The organism is Tenacibaculum sediminilitoris, from assembly GCF_964513795.1.
Taxonomy (GTDB): Bacteria; Bacteroidota; Bacteroidia; order Flavobacteriales; family Flavobacteriaceae; genus Polaribacter; species Polaribacter sediminilitoris.
The window spans coordinates 1-15,390 of the sequence record NZ_CAZEQR010000005.1 but is presented as its reverse complement, the minus strand read 5'-3'; the positions used below and the strand labels follow the sequence as shown (position 1 = coordinate 15,390).

The following is a 15,390-nucleotide window of genomic DNA, read 5'->3' as shown; positions in this document are numbered from 1 at the left end:
CTAGCTATTTCAATTAGATAATCTAATTCTCTTTTTTGTCTCGGTTAAGTTAAAAAGGAACAACTCTATAAACTTCATTCAATAAAAAAATCCCTAAGAAGAATAACAGCACATATATGGCTTGTATAAATTTTATGTTAGTTTGTTTTAACAAGTTAATTGTTTGTTTAGGAAAAGTAAATAGAATAATACCCTTGATTAAAGCCAGCCAACCAAACAACGTTACCAACAGTTTAATATTTCCTTCCCATATATTATGCGCCAATACATTAAGCAAACCTATTATGATTGCAAAGAGCGAGAGAATAATTAAAAACCGTGCGTCTTGCAAATTATCTACTATTTGTTTTACTCTTTTTGGGTTAAAACTCAACACAAAGAAGAAGATAATACAATACCATCCCCAAAACTTTAGTAAAAAGACTGATACATCCATAACTTATTAATTTACACCTCTTTCAAAGGTAAGAATATAACTTACTGATTTTCATGATTTTTATCATAAAAACTAAAATACATACTCCTTTTTAACAATTCCTGAAAAACACTTTTTTTTCTAGGTGTTTTTTCCCTTTATTTTGGTTTATAAAAAATATTAAATTTACTTACTCAAAAATTAACCTAACTCATAGAAAATGAAAAACAACAAACCATTCTTTGTTTTACTTTTTATTACTGCTTTTCTTACCTCCTGTAATATTCTTAAAACAGCTCCTTACGATCAATATTCTTTTCAAAAAACCATTGAAATAAAAATAGATGCCAATCAGCTTATAGAAAAAGCTGAAACTCCTTATCAAGAAAATATTAATGAAATTGAAGAGTTACAAAATGAGGTTGCCAAGATTGTTGAATATGAAAAATTTAAACCTAACAATGAAATAACCTATAAAATGTGGTTATTATTAGCTAATGAAAATAAAAATTTACTTGCTGGTTTTTTTAAACGCTGGAAAGAAAAAGGGAAATTATCTTCTTTTTTCATTACTGAAGCAAAAGGACAAATTAGTGAGGCTTTTGATTTATTACTAAAGTATGAAAGCAAAAAAGAACCCACCACAAAAAACAAATTATTAGATTTTATTTCAACAAACTAATTTGCCATGGATTTCGAAAAAATATTACAAGAATTAAAAAACACATTAACCTCACTATTTAACAATAAGTATAGTGAGTTTTCAAAAGAATCAAAAAAAGATATAGAACTGTTTTTAAATGAGTCAAAAGATAAGCTTGAAAGGTGGACTTCCTTACTAGCTCAAGAAAAACTTACTCTAGATGATTTTGAGTGGTTGGTAAAAAGCCAAAAAGATTTATTTCAGCTAAAAGCTTTACAAGCCGCTGGTATTTCAGCAATAAGCTTAGGTCATTTCAAAAATAAAATTATCAATACAATTATTGAAACTATTAAATCCTTAGTTCTATAACAACAAACACCATAAACAAATAAGTGTTTATGGTGTTTGTTTTTTTTGACGTTCTTCTACTAAGAATTGCGGATTTTCTTGAAAATTCTTCCAGAAAGACAACAACTCATTAAAAACAGCTATGGTTTTAGCTTCCTCTCCATATTGAGCAACTATATAAGATAATAAGTTGTAGCACGCTGTATATTCACCACAAGCAATAACGCTATTTAACATATCATTGGTTTTGTCTTTTTTCGTAAACCACAAAGTAGTACCAAACAATGTACTTTTATTTGAATTTTCAATAATTGCTTCACCTATTTTACCTGTGTACTTCATTGTTTCTTTCCATCTTCTCTCATTCTCTGGTCGATTTGTTTGTTTTCCAGAAGTATCTTTACATCGTAATTCATATACCGTAGAGGTAATTATTTTATTAGGAAAAGTACTATAAATTGCATTTGCGTGTTGCCTCCTATCATTTTTAAGAAAAACTACACTAGCCATACGAATCAAAGATTTAGCTCTATTGAGTATATAAAAGCCAACTCTTCTTGGTGGTAAATATAACCTTTGATCTACCCCTGTTTCATTTTGCATTACTTTAGAAAGTAAAAAAAATGAAAACTGAATAAATACTAAAAAAGCCAGTATAACAACGCTAACAGTATACCAAACCCACATTTTTTGAACTCCGAAAAATACAGTTACCATTAATGACAGCAATAATGTAAAGGCACTAGATATATATGAGGTGTATTTACTGAACCATGTATCTGAAGCAAACTTAAAGCCTTCTCCAGGATAAGGTGAAGAAACATCACATAAAAAATACAAACTGTGATTTTTAGCACTGTCTTTACTCTCATTAGATGCTTCTGACACAAAAACCGAGGCTCCTTGATTATCAACAATACCACCGTCCATCAACCCAATTTCTTCTAAATTATTATGTTTTGGGGTAAAATCGTAAGGAAAACCAATTGGCTCAAACCCACCTGGAAAAGCTGTTGACGCCGCTATTACATCTCCTAACTTAATATCATTTATAACTCTTTTATATTTGCTATGCACTTTTCCATTTCCAAATCTTTTTTGATTCCCTTTAATATTCTGAAACCTAAACTGATGTGTACTATCAAAGTCTGTAGCATTAAAAATCACTCTTTCTAAATGTGTTTTTCCTTCATTAATAACATCTTGCACCTGCCCTAAAGTTGCGTTATTTGTAAAGTTATTATACTCTATAGCAAAGGCATTAATTGGGTTTTTCCGTTTGTGTTTATTTTCCGGTTGATTCCAAATTAAAGGCCATCTTAAATGACTCAATGCATTATTTGTTAACTCATCTTTAACCAACCACTCATAATACTCATTAAAAAACGCTTGAAAACCTTTTCCTTCAATTTGAGACTGTGCGTATTTAACACCTGTAATTGTTCCTCCAGAAACTGTAGAAATAGCTTTTACATTTTCTAACAAGCCTACTCTCTCTAACAATGATAGTGTTCCTAAGGAAAAACAGGCTGCTCTGTATCCGCCTCCTGAAAAACACAAGGCTATAGAGTTAAATTCTTTCATAGTTTATATGTAATTTTTTTACTTTATTCTCTTAAACTATGAAGTCTAGCCACATATTTCCCTATCACATCAAATTCTAGGTTTACTTTAGTGCCTATTGTAAAGTTTTTAAATGTTGTATGTTCATATGTGTACGGAATAATTGCCACACTAAACGTGTCTTTTTTTGAGTTTACTACCGTTAAGCTCACTCCATTTATAGTAATGGATCCCTTTTCAATAGTGACATTTGTTCCATCAAAACCATACGAAAAAGTATAAACTGTACTACCATCTGCATCTTCTACATTTTTACAAACACCTGTTCTGTCTACATGCCCTTGTACAATATGCCCATCTAATCGAGCTCCTAGCTTCATTGCTCTTTCAAGATTTACCTCATCACCCACCTGTAAATCGCCTATATTCGTTTTATTTAATGTTTCTTTAATCGCCGTAACAGTGTATTCGTCTTTATCAATTGCTACAACCGTTAAACAAACACCATTATGTGCTACACTTTGATCTATCTTTAACTCATTAGTAATTGTACTTCTAATTATAAGATGTAAATTCTCTTTTTCACGCTCAATACCTTTAACGATTCCAAGAGTTTCTATTATTCCGGTAAACATTCTATAAAAATTTAGTTACTTTTGTTAGCATCAAAAATACAACTTTACCTACGAAAGTAAACTATGGATAAAGCAAACAAAATTATTGTTGGAATTTCGATTGGAGACATCAACGGAATTGGTATCGAAATTATATTAAAAACATTTGAAGATAAACGAATGCTTGATTTTTGCACTCCTGTTTTATTTGCTTCAAATAAACTAATTTCATATCATAAAAAAGCTTTAAAGCTTAACACTAGTATCCATGGAATTACTTCTTTAGACAAACTTGTACATGGAAAAGTTAATTTATTAAATAGCTGGAAAGAAGAAGTTAAAATAGATTTAGGTAAAACTACTGAAGAAGGAGGTAAATTCGCCTTAAAGTCATTACAAGCAGCAGTGGAAGCTTTAAAAAAAGAGCAGGTAGATCTTATCGTTACTGCTCCTATTAACAAAGAAAACATTCAATCAGAAGAATTCAAATTCCCAGGTCACACAGAGTATTTAGAAGAAAACTTTGATGGAAAAAGTTTAATGATTTTAATGACAAATGATTTACGCATAGGTTTAATAACAGGTCATATCCCTGTATCTAAAGTTGCAGAAACGATTACTCCAGAACTTATTAAATCTAAAGTTGAAACAATGTATACTTCGTTACAACAAGACTTTAACATTAATAAACCTAAAATTGCAGTTTTAGGTTTAAATCCACATTGTGGTGATAATGGTATTATTGGCACTGAAGATGATGAAATTATCCGTCCAACCATTTCAGAAATCAAAGAGTCAGGTAAATTAGTTTTTGGTCCATATGCAGCCGATGGTTTTTTTGGCTCAAAAACGCACGAGCAATTTGACGGGGTCTTGGCTATGTATCATGACCAAGGGTTAGCTCCTTTTAAGGCTTTATCGTTTGGAAATGGTGTAAATTTTACTGCTGGTTTAAGTAAGATAAGAACCTCTCCAGACCATGGAACTGGATTTGACATTGCGGGTAAAAACAAAGCCAATCCTACATCTTTTAAAGAGGCCTTATTTACCTCATTACAAATATTTAAGAATCGAAACGAGTATGTAGAACTTATGAGAAATGCATTAAAAGCAAAATAGTTCATTTTTTTTACTCAAAACATAAAAGTAAAAACATTTTTTATATCTTTGCACGCTCAAATTGATAGTTGTAGATGAAAGACTTAAAACAATTCAACATACCTTTTATAGGTTTAAAAGAAGGAAGTCATTTATTTGAATATCAAATTGACAAAACGTTCTTTGAAGCATTTCAGTTTGATGAGTTTAGCGACGCTAACGTAAAAGCTGATATTACATTTGTAAAAAAAAGCACTTTAATAGAGTTTGCTTTTAATATAAGTGGAACAGTTAATGTTCCATGTGATATCACTAATGAGTTATTTGATTTACCTATTGATGGTAATTTAGATTTGGTTGTTAAGTTTGGACCTGAGTTTAACGATGATCACGATGAAATTTTGATACTTCCACATGAAGCTTATCAAGTAAACGTATCTCAGTACATTTACGAACTAATCGTATTATCAACACCAAGTAAAAGAGTACATCCAAATGTTATTGATGGCACGATGCAATCGGATGCTTTAAGAAAACTAGAAGAATTAAAAATAAACGAAGAAAAAACTGTTGAAGAAGAATCAACAGACCCTAGATGGGATAAATTAAAGGATTTACTAACAGATAAATAAGACATAAAATGGCACATCCAAAGAGAAAAATATCTAAAACTAGAAGAGATAAAAGAAGAACTCATTATAAAGCTTCTGTTCCTCAAATAGCTGTTGATCCTACAACTGGAGAGGCTCATTTATACCACAGAGCTCACTGGCATGAAGGAAAACTTTATTACAGAGGTCAAGTAGTATTAGAAAGTGCTGCAGCTGAGGCTTAAAAACTAGTTTTTAAAATAAAAAAACCCTCTATTTTGAGGGTTTTTTTATGTTTTTACATCAAAAAGCACATCTTTTGATGTTTTTTTCTATAAAAAAGTGAAATAATTTTCATTACTTTGAAAACTCGTTTTACTACAAAACAAACAACTATGACTAAAATAACTGCAGCTATAACAGCAGTAGGAAAATATATTCCAGAATATGCTCTAACAAACAAAGAGCTAGAAACTATGGTAGACACCAATGATGAATGGATTACTACTAGGACAGGAATTAAAGAAAGAAGAATACTAAAAGGTGAAGGTCTTGGAACTTCTTTCATGGCAATAAAAGCAGCAGAAGACTTACTTAAAAAATCAAATACGAAACCCGAAGACATCGACGTAGTTATTGTAGCAACTGCTACTCCAGACATGCCTGTAGCTTCAACAGCAGCTTATACAGCCTCTAAAATAGGAGCTGTAAATGCTTTTTCTTACGATTTACAAGCCGCTTGTTCAAGTTTTCTATACGGTATGTCAACTGCATCAAGTTATATTGAAAGTGGTCGATATAAGAAAGTATTGTTAATTGGTGCTGATAAAATGTCTTCAATCATAGATTATACTGACAGAGCCACTTGCATTATATTTGGTGATGGAGCAGGCGCTGCTTTATTTGAACCGAATACAGATGGCTTAGGGTTGCAAGACGAATATTTAAGAAGCGATGGAATTGGTCGTGAATTCTTAAAAATTGATGCAGGTGGGTCAATCTTACCTCCATCTGAAGACACTATTAAAAACAAACAGCACTTTGTTCATCAAGAAGGAAGAACAGTTTTTAAATTTGCTGTATCTAATATGGCCGATGTTTCTGAAAAAATGTTAACGAGAAATAACTTAACAAAGGAAGATATTCAATGGCTAGTACCACACCAAGCTAATAAAAGAATCATTGAAGCTACAGCTAATAGAGTTGGCTTAGAAGATGATAAGGTAATGATGAACATTCACAAGTACGGAAATACTACTTCTGCTACTTTACCATTATTGCTTAACGACTATGAAAAAGAGTTGAAAAAAGGAGATAATTTAATTTTTGCTGCATTTGGTGGTGGTTTCACATGGGGAGCCATCTATTTAAAATGGGCATATAACTCATAACTAAACAACTAAAATTTAGGAAAATGGACATTAAAGAAATTCAAAGTCTTATAAAGTTTGTAGCTAAGTCAGGTGCAAGTGAAGTAAAACTAGAAATGGAAGATATTAAAATCACAATTAAAACTGGAAGCGAAACTCCTGAAACTACTATTATACAAGCTCCTGCTCCTGTAGCATCAGCTCCACAAATGGTAGCAACTCCTGCACAACCAGCAACTTCAGCTGTAACCCCAGCAGCCGCTGAAACTACAGAGGACTCAAAATATGTAACTATAAACTCACCTATCATTGGTACTTTCTACAGAAAACCTTCTCCAGATAAACCTAATTTTGCTGAAATAGGAACTGAAGTAAAAGTTGGTGATACTGTTTGTATTATTGAAGCAATGAAGTTATTTAACGAAATTGAATCAGAAGTATCTGGTAAAATTGTTAAAATATTAGTGGATGATTCTTCTCCTGTAGAATTTGATCAACCATTATTTTTAGTAGACCCATCATAATTTTTGGTTTAGAAGTTTTAAGTTTAGAAGTTTAGCTAATTGCTAAATTCTTAAACAACTAAACCCAATAAACTCATAAACTAAAAGATATGTTTAAAAAGATATTAATTGCCAATAGGGGTGAAATCGCGCTACGTGTAATTAGAACCTGTAAAGAGATGGGGATTAAAACGGTAGCGGTTTATTCTAAAGCTGATACTGAAAGCCTACACGTACGATTTGCTGATGAAGCAGTATGTATTGGACCTGCACCAAGTAGCGAATCGTATTTAAAAATGGATCGTATCATTGCTGCTGCAGAAATTACAAACGCAGATGGTATTCACCCAGGATATGGTTTTTTAGCTGAAAATGCTAAATTTTCAAAATTATGTGAGGAGCACGACATTAAATTTATTGGAGCCTCTCCCGAAATGATTGACCGTATGGGAGACAAAGCTAATGCTAAAGCTACCATGAAAGCTGCTGGTGTACCTTGTGTACCAGGTAGTGACGGAGTAATCTCTACTTTTGAAGAATGTGAAAAAGTTGCTGTAGAAACAGGGTACCCTGTAATGCTAAAAGCCTCTGCTGGTGGTGGTGGTAAAGGTATGCGTGCTGTTTGGAAAGCTGAAGACTTAAAAGACGCTTGGGATTCTGCAAGACAAGAATCAAAAGCAGCTTTTGGAAATGACGATATGTATATGGAGAAGTTAATTGAAGAACCTCGCCACATTGAAATTCAAGTAGTAGGTGATGCCTACGGTAAAGCTTGTCACTTGTCCGAAAGAGATTGTTCGGTACAACGCCGTCATCAAAAATTAACAGAAGAAACTCCTTCTCCTTTCATGACAGAAGAATTACGTGATGCTATGGGAACTGCTGCTGTTAAAGCTGCTGAATACATTAAGTATGAAGGTGCTGGAACTGTTGAATTCTTAGTAGACAAACACCGTAACTTCTACTTTATGGAAATGAATACTCGTATTCAGGTAGAACACCCAATTACTGAAGAAGTAGTTGATTACGATTTAATTCGCGAGCAAATTTTAGTCGCTGCTGGTGTACCAATTTCTGGTAAAAACTACAAACCGCAATTACACTCAATTGAATGTAGAATTAATGCTGAAGATCCGTATAACGGATTTAGGCCTGCACCAGGTAGAATAACCTCTTATCATGCTCCTGGAGGTCATGGAGTACGTATAGATACACATGTGTATTCAGGGTATATGATTCCACCAAACTATGATTCTATGATTTCTAAGTTAATTGTTACTGCACAAACTCGTGAAGAAGCTATTAATAAAATGAAGCGTGCTTTAGACGAATATGTTATTGAAGGTGTTAAAACAACTATTCCTTTCCATAGACAATTAATGGATCATCCAGACTATGTAGCGGGTAACTATACCACTAAGTTTATGGAAGATTTTGAAATGAAATAATAATATATTTCAACATACAATAAAAAAATCAGTAAGCAACTTTACTGATTTTTTTATTTCGTAAATTCGCATAATGAATTTTTTATACAATTTACTTCTTTCTACAGTATCTCTTTTACTTCCAGTTATAGCTTTATTCAACAAAAAGATAAAGCTGTTTTACGAAGGAAGAAAAGAAACATTTTCAAAACTTGATAGTATTTCTAAAACTGATAAAGTTATTTGGTTTCATGCTGCATCTTTAGGAGAATTTGAACAAGGAAGACCTATCATTGAAGAGTTAAAACAAGGTTATAAAAACTATAAAATAGTTGTTACTTTTTTCTCCCCCTCAGGATATGAAATTAGAAAAAATTACCCATTAGCAGATGTTATTTGCTATTTACCTCTCGACACAAAATTAAACGTTAAAAAATTCATCAAACTAGTACATCCTGAAATGGCTATTATGATTAAATATGAATTTTGGCCTAATCTACTTTCAGAATTAAAAAAACAAAAAATTCCTACGATTTTAATTTCAGGCATTTTTAGAAGAAAACAATCCTTTTTTAAATGGTACGGAGGTTTTATGCGTAAAAAATTAACAGCATTTAATCACTTTTTTGTGCAAAACCAAGCCTCTAAAGACTTATTAAACTCTATCCACTTAACTAATGTAACGATAGCTGGTGACACTCGATTTGACCGTGTGTATACTATTTTACAACAAGACAACTCTTTAGATTTTATTTCAGAATTTAAAAACAATCATTACACTCTTATCGCAGGAAGTACTTGGAAAGAAGATGAAGAACTTATTGTAAATTACATAAACAATTACGCTTCTGATGATGAAAAATTTATCATTGCTCCACATAACATTCACCAAAAACAAATTAAAGAGTTACAAGACTCTATCAACAAAAAAACCATTCTTTATTCTGAAAAAGAAAACAAAGAATTATCAGAACATCAAGTTTTTATAATTAACACCATTGGCTTACTTACCAAGATTTACTCATATGCTGATGTTGCCTATATAGGAGGCGGGCTTGCAACTGGTTTACACAATATTTTAGAACCTGCTACATATGGTATTCCTGTTATTTTTGGTGGCAACAAATACAACAAATTTCAAGAAGCTATTGATTTACTTAAATTAGGGGGAGTAAAAACTGTTGTAAATGCTAACGAATTTTCTAGTAGTTTTGCTTTATTAAAAGCAGGCAAAAAACTAAGAAAGCAAATGGGAAATGTTAACCACAATTATATTTCAAAAAATGTAGGAGCAACAAAAACCATTATTACTTATTTAAAAAACATATTATAATGAATTTTATATTACAACCTTGGCCTTGGTTTGTTTCAGGTCCACTAATCGCAATGGTACTTTTCTTGTTTTTTTACTTCGGAAAAAACTTTGGAGTATCAACCAACTTAGAAACTATGTGTACCATGGCGGGCGCTGGTAAAATATCAGATTATTTTAAAAAGGATTGGAAAGAACGTGACTGGGCCATTATCTTTTTAGTTGGCTTAATAATTGGAGGATATATAGCTATTAATTATTTATCTGCAACATCAGGAGTAGATTTAAATCCAACTACTGTTAGCGAATTAACAAATTTGGGGTTTGCTGACGCAGGAAAAACCTATGTCCCTAACGAAATTTTTAGCATTGATAGTATGCTAACGTTAAAAGGCTTCTCTATTTTATTAATTGCAGGTATTTTTATTGGTTTTGGAACTCGATATGCTGGTGGATGTACTTCTGGACATGCTATTACAGGGCTTAGTAGTTTACAATTGCCTTCGTTAATTGCAGTAATTGGTTTTTTTATTGGTGGGTTAATTATGATTTGGGTACTATTCCCTTTAATTTTTGGTTAATATGAAAAACATAAAATTTTTACTTATAGGAGTTATTTTTGGAATTATCCTATCTAAATCTGAAGCTGTTTCATGGTATCGTATTTATGAGATGTTCAAATTCCAATCATTTCATATGTATGGTATTATTGGTTCTGCTGTAGCTATTTCAGCTCTATTTATGTATTTCTTTAAAAATGGAAAGATTAAAGATTATTTAGGGAATCAAATAAATATTAAAGAAAAGAAAAAAGGTTTTATAAGAACTTTAGTTGGTGGTACTATCTTCGGATTAGGCTGGGCATTAGCCGGAGCGTGTCCTGCACCTATTTTTGTGTTAATTGGACAAGGAATACTACCCTTGCTTATCGTGCTTTTAGGCGCGCTCCTAGGAGCTTTTATTTATGGGTTGTTGAGCGACAAACTACCAAATTAATGTTATTTATTATTAAAAGCTAACAACCGTAGCTGTATTTTTTTAACTATTTATTTTTCAGTCTGTAAAAAAAAGTATACTTTTGGTATTGAAAACAGAAATAATTGCTATTTGAGCAAATTGCTAACTCAATTATCACTCACTTTATGAAAAAAAATATGTTAAGCATCGTTATGGTGCTATTTTGTGTATGGGGCTATGCGCAAGAATTACCTACAGTTATACCGCCTTCGCCAACTGCTTTTGAACTTACAAAGTTTGAATTATTCCCAGTAGGTTTAAATACAGGAACACCAAGTGTAAGTGTTCCTCTTTTTGTTTATAAAACCAAAAACATTAAAGTTCCAATTAGCTTAAGTTACAGTTCTAATGGAATAAAAGTAGATCAACTAAGTTCAAACGTTGGTCTTGGCTGGAGCTTAAACATAGGAGGGATAATTACAAGAATTGTTAGAGGTAAAGAGGATGAAAACTACCGTTTAACACATCCTGTTAAAGAGGTGACTAGAAGTGATGTTCAAGGTATAGAAGATTTAGATCCGCAAGCAACTTTTCATCAAACCTCAGATGTTAACCCAGATATAGTGTCATTTTTATATGATGCCTCAACAGATTCCTTTGATTCCGAATCTGACTTGTTTTCTTACAGTATGGGTGGATATTCAGGAAAAATAGTAGTTGATAATAACGGTATTTATAGAACTATTCCTCATTCTAATATTAAAATAGAAAGATCAAATTCAAGTGGTTTTAAAATAACAACAGAAGATGGAGTAGCATACTATTTTAATGATAAAGAGGTTTTGTATTCAAGAACTAATTGTGATAACGCAGCTACATTACCTCCTGAACAAGCATACACAACTTCTTGGTATTTGAGTAAAATTGAACATCCATTAGGAGATATTGTAAACTTTGTATATGATATAAACGATACAGAGGAGTTTTATTTATCTAGTATTTCTCAGACATTAGAATTAGCATCTAGTTACCCTATTACGTCTGATGTTCAGGCTTTTCCAACAAACATGGGGCTCGTTACATGTGAAAATTTTAGTAGAGTTTATAGAAAAAGACTGATAGAGGTAAATAGTAATGACAGTATGAATGGTAAGGTTCTTATAGATAATTCGTTACTACATCCTGATTCTAACACCAGAAATTATAGATTAATCAAAGGTCTAAAAACTATAGATTCTAATGATAAAGTTATTTCAAAAGCAGATTTCTCTTATGACTTTACTACAAATGATAGAGTTTTCTTAAGAGAAGTTGTATTAAAAGACCCTTCAAATAAGTATGCTTTTCAGTATAATGATTTTAATGCTGTTCCCAAAAGGTTTTCTTACAGTCAAGATTTTTGGGGGTATTTTAATGGAAAGAACAATCAATTGTTATTACCAAACCTTCAAGAAACATACCCTGTTTTTAACAAAGCAACAAACCGTCTAGGAAACAGAGATTTAGATACTTTTTATGCTAAAAAAGGACTATTAACTAAAGTAGTCTATCCTACTAAAGGAAGTACCGTTTTTGAATATGAAGGAAATGATCACTATAGACTTGTGACAACGAAAATATATGATTATAAGTCTGTTTCTATAAGAGGAAATAATAGTCAATTCTCAACATTTAGCTTAGGCGATAATAATAATGAAAACTTCGATGCTCATATTAATTATACAGTTACAAGTTACGAAAATAGTGCAGAAGGATGTTATGAATACCCAGCAGATAAAGCATCAGCAACTGTTCGTATTTATGATATTTCAAACGAACCATCAATTTTAGTTTATGAGAAAGGTTTTATCCCTAGTACAGGGGCTAGTGGCTTTGTTGAATCGTTGTCATTAAATCAAAATAAAACATACAAATTAGAAATATTTAATTCTTCTAAGCCTGGAGACTGTATAGAGGCAAGTGCTAGTTTGAGAATTATAAAGAGAAAGTCTGAATATAAAAATATTTTAACAGGAGGAAATAGAATTAAATCTTTAAAGAACTATGATACAAATAATGCAATCCTCAATTCCAAATATTATTATTATTCGGGAATGAATGATTTAGTAAAATCATCAGGAGATGCTACTAGAGCAGGTTTAGGTCATGTGTCTAGTAGGACACAATACCATCTATATGGAGGAGCTTTTCCAAAAATGGTGAGTCAAGGTTATGTTAAGTTAAGCTCATCAGGTAGTTTTCCTATTACAAATTCTGGAAGCAATAATGTTTACTATAGAAAAGTTACTATAAGTCACGGAGGTGATAATTTTGAAAATGGAGGAGAAGAACATGAGTTTATTATAAACAGAGATGGGGTTGGAGAACAACTTTTAGGAACACCAAGAGTAATACCCAACTTTACCAATTTTGGTTGGAATAATGGGTTAGAGAAAAAAGTTAGTTTCTTTAAAAAACCTTTAAGTAAAACTAGTCCTAAAACTATAGTAAAAGATATTATTAAGAACTATAAATTAGATAGAACGATTTCTGAGGTTGCTAATTATAATGTTGTTAAAGATTATAATATAGTTACGTTTCAACCAGCCTATCCAACCTATAAATGTAAGGCTGAAGATTTAGATAACAGGATTTCTTTATGGCAATGTACAACAAATCATTCACATGCAATCACAGGATCTGGTTGGTTAGATTCAGTTACTTATTATAGTCCAGATCCTGTCTCAGGATATGGACCTATTACGATGGGAGATTTAAAATGTCGAAAGAGCTTTGGAACATCTAACAATGTTCTTGTTGGTTATATTGATGGTCATTGTTATGAAAAAGCAGAAGGTGAAGAGGTGTCTTTTCCGCAAATAGTACAGAACTTAAACGTAGTAAAATACAAAACAAATTCTTATTGGCATTACTTAGATCAAACTATAGAAAGACAATATGATATTAATGGAGAAAACCCAATTACTACAACCACTAATTATTTTTACGACAACCCGAGTCATTTACAACAAACTCGAGTTGAAGTTATGAATAGTAAAGGAAAAGTTTTAAAAACTGAAACCAAGTATGCACATGATGTAAACGATACAATATTAATTAATGAACACCGTATCGGAGAGCCAATAGAAACAAAAAGTTATAAAGAAAATATGCTTTTATCTTGGCAAAAAAAGGTTTATGATAATCAACATAATCCATTAAACTTATATCTGCCTAGTAAGATTAAAACCGCTAAAGATACTCAAGCACTAGAAGACCGCATTATATACCATAGTTATAATGATAAAGGAAACCCTACAGAAGTAAGTAAAAAAGACGGAACGAAAATCTATTACGTATGGGGGTATCAACAAACTCAACCTATAGCTAAAATTGAAGGTTATACCGATACTGAATTAACAAACATTCAAGGATTGATTAATGCTGCCATATCTGCTTCAAATAGCGATACAGACGCAGCTTCAGAAAACAATTTAAGAACAGCATTAAACAATATTAGAAACAATGCTAATATGGTAAACAGTCAGGTTACTACTTTTACCTATGACCCTTTAATTGGAGTTACCAGTGTTACCGACCCAAGAGGACAAACCATGTACTATCAGTACGATGAATTTAACCGATTAAAATTTGTAAAAGATGCCGACGGGAATCTTTTAAAAGAACACAAATACAACTATAAAAACTAATTGGCTATGAAAACTATACAATTAAAATACTTGTTAGCAACTCTATGTGTTGCTTTCAGCGTTATTAGCACAACTGCACAAAAAAAAGATCCTCCAAACAAGAAACCTTCAGATACAGAATCGTATAGAATTCCGCCAGAAGAAGGAGGCGGAGGGGAAACTACATATCCATGGAACAGAGATAAAGATGGTGATGGCTATGGAGATCCTAACGATCAAATTTATTATGCTACAAAACCTACAGGCTACGTAGCGAATAGAAGCGATTGTGATGACACCAATCCAAACATTCACCCAGGAGCTTTGGAGATCTGTGATGGTATTGATAATGATTGTGATGGGCAGATAGATGAAGCACCTAAACCAGCGGCTCCTTCAACACCAACAATTACTAAAAATTGTGGTAGTACAGTACTAACCAAAGGAAGCTCTCCTTCTGGAATTACTTGGTATTGGCAAAGTAGTAGCTCTGGAACCAGTACTGCTAATTCTAGTTCGAATATTACCAGAACTAGTGGAACTATATACTACTTAAGAGCTAGAAATAATACTACAGGGTGTTGGAGTAGCGCAAGAAGTGTTAGTTATAGTATCAATACGGTACCTAGTACTCCTTCAACACCAACAATTACTAAAAATTGTGGAAATACAGTACTAACCAAAGGAAGCTCTCCTTCTGGAATTACTTGGTATTGGCAAAGTAGTAGCTCTGGAACCAGTACTGCTAATTCTAGTACTACAATTACCAGAACTAGTGGAACTATATACTACTTAAGAGCTAGAAATAATACTACAGGGTGTTGGAGTAGCGCAAGAAGTGTTAGTTATAGTATCAATACAGTACCTAGTACTCCTTCAACA

Annotated in this window: 16 protein-coding genes; 13 read left to right on the top strand and 3 right to left on the bottom strand. The window is 32.2% G+C overall.

Features of this window, described 5'->3' with window-relative positions:
• Window positions 1-49 precede the first annotated feature (49 nt).
• Window positions 50-436, bottom strand: coding sequence for a hypothetical protein (locus ACKTSW_RS02175; RefSeq protein WP_408023634.1), 387 nt, complete (start codon window positions 434-436; stop codon window positions 50-52).
• 199 nt (window positions 437-635) lie between these two features.
• Here ACKTSW_RS02175 and ACKTSW_RS02170 point away from each other — a divergent pair, with 199 nt between their 5' ends.
• Both ACKTSW_RS02170 and ACKTSW_RS02165 read left to right on the top strand, forming a co-directional pair.
• Complete coding sequence (locus tag ACKTSW_RS02170) at window positions 636-1,097, top strand: hypothetical protein (protein ID WP_408023633.1); 462 nt, start codon at window positions 636-638, stop codon at window positions 1,095-1,097.
• Window positions 1,098-1,103: 6 nt separating this feature from the next.
• Window positions 1,104-1,427 carry a hypothetical protein gene (locus ACKTSW_RS02165; protein ID WP_408023632.1) on the top strand — a complete coding sequence of 108 codons (324 nt, stop codon included), beginning with the start codon at window positions 1,104-1,106 and terminating at the stop codon, window positions 1,425-1,427.
• 27 nt (window positions 1,428-1,454) lie between these two features.
• On the opposite strand, the gene ACKTSW_RS02160 is transcribed toward ACKTSW_RS02165, so the two are convergent.
• A complete protein-coding gene (locus tag ACKTSW_RS02160) occupies window positions 1,455-2,990 on the bottom strand; it encodes a patatin-like phospholipase family protein (protein ID WP_408023631.1) in 1,536 nt (511 codons plus the stop codon).
• A gap of 23 nt (window positions 2,991-3,013) precedes the next feature.
• Window positions 3,014-3,604: a riboflavin synthase gene (locus tag ACKTSW_RS02155; RefSeq protein WP_408023630.1), complete on the bottom strand. Its 591-nt coding sequence runs from the start codon at window positions 3,602-3,604 to the stop codon at window positions 3,014-3,016.
• 63 nt (window positions 3,605-3,667) lie between these two features.
• Here ACKTSW_RS02155 and pdxA point away from each other — a divergent pair, with 63 nt between their 5' ends.
• The 11 genes from pdxA to ACKTSW_RS02100 all read left to right on the top strand — a co-directional run.
• The gene (gene pdxA, locus ACKTSW_RS02150; protein WP_408023629.1) at window positions 3,668-4,702 is read left to right on the top strand and encodes a 4-hydroxythreonine-4-phosphate dehydrogenase PdxA; all 1,035 of its coding nucleotides are present in this window, start codon (window positions 3,668-3,670) and stop codon (window positions 4,700-4,702) included.
• A 74-nt stretch (window positions 4,703-4,776) separates the two neighbouring features.
• Window positions 4,777-5,313: a YceD family protein gene (locus tag ACKTSW_RS02145; RefSeq protein ID WP_408023628.1), complete on the top strand. Its 537-nt coding sequence runs from the start codon at window positions 4,777-4,779 to the stop codon at window positions 5,311-5,313.
• Between the two features lie 8 nt (window positions 5,314-5,321).
• On the top strand, window positions 5,322-5,516 hold the full coding sequence (rpmF, locus tag ACKTSW_RS02140; protein ID WP_047789948.1) for a 50S ribosomal protein L32: 195 nt from the start codon (window positions 5,322-5,324) through the stop codon (window positions 5,514-5,516).
• Between the two features lie 150 nt (window positions 5,517-5,666).
• A complete protein-coding gene (locus ACKTSW_RS02135; RefSeq protein ID WP_408023627.1) occupies window positions 5,667-6,662 on the top strand; it encodes a beta-ketoacyl-ACP synthase III in 996 nt (331 codons plus the stop codon).
• Between the two features lie 23 nt (window positions 6,663-6,685).
• The gene (gene accB / locus ACKTSW_RS02130) at window positions 6,686-7,165 is read left to right on the top strand and encodes an acetyl-CoA carboxylase biotin carboxyl carrier protein (protein ID WP_408023626.1); all 480 of its coding nucleotides are present in this window, start codon (window positions 6,686-6,688) and stop codon (window positions 7,163-7,165) included.
• 89 nt (window positions 7,166-7,254) lie between these two features.
• The gene (gene accC / locus ACKTSW_RS02125) at window positions 7,255-8,592 is read left to right on the top strand and encodes an acetyl-CoA carboxylase biotin carboxylase subunit (protein WP_408023625.1); all 1,338 of its coding nucleotides are present in this window, start codon (window positions 7,255-7,257) and stop codon (window positions 8,590-8,592) included.
• 73 nt (window positions 8,593-8,665) lie between these two features.
• Entirely contained in the window at window positions 8,666-9,904 is a 1,239-nt protein-coding gene (locus ACKTSW_RS02120; protein WP_408023624.1) for a 3-deoxy-D-manno-octulosonic acid transferase, read from the top strand.
• Window positions 9,904-10,464 (top strand): YeeE/YedE family protein, encoded by a 561-nt coding sequence (locus ACKTSW_RS02115; protein WP_408023623.1) that lies wholly within the window; start codon window positions 9,904-9,906, stop codon window positions 10,462-10,464. The genes ACKTSW_RS02120 and ACKTSW_RS02115 overlap by 1 nt, the downstream gene beginning before the upstream one ends.
• Window position 10,465: 1 nt before the next feature.
• On the top strand, window positions 10,466-10,879 hold the full coding sequence (locus ACKTSW_RS02110; RefSeq protein WP_408023622.1) for a DUF6691 family protein: 414 nt from the start codon (window positions 10,466-10,468) through the stop codon (window positions 10,877-10,879).
• 146 nt (window positions 10,880-11,025) lie between these two features.
• The gene (locus ACKTSW_RS02105; RefSeq protein ID WP_408023621.1) at window positions 11,026-14,529 is read left to right on the top strand and encodes an RHS repeat domain-containing protein; all 3,504 of its coding nucleotides are present in this window, start codon (window positions 11,026-11,028) and stop codon (window positions 14,527-14,529) included.
• A gap of 6 nt (window positions 14,530-14,535) precedes the next feature.
• On the top strand, window positions 14,536-15,390 hold an 855-nt coding region (locus tag ACKTSW_RS02100), incomplete at its 3' end, for a MopE-related protein (RefSeq protein ID WP_408023620.1).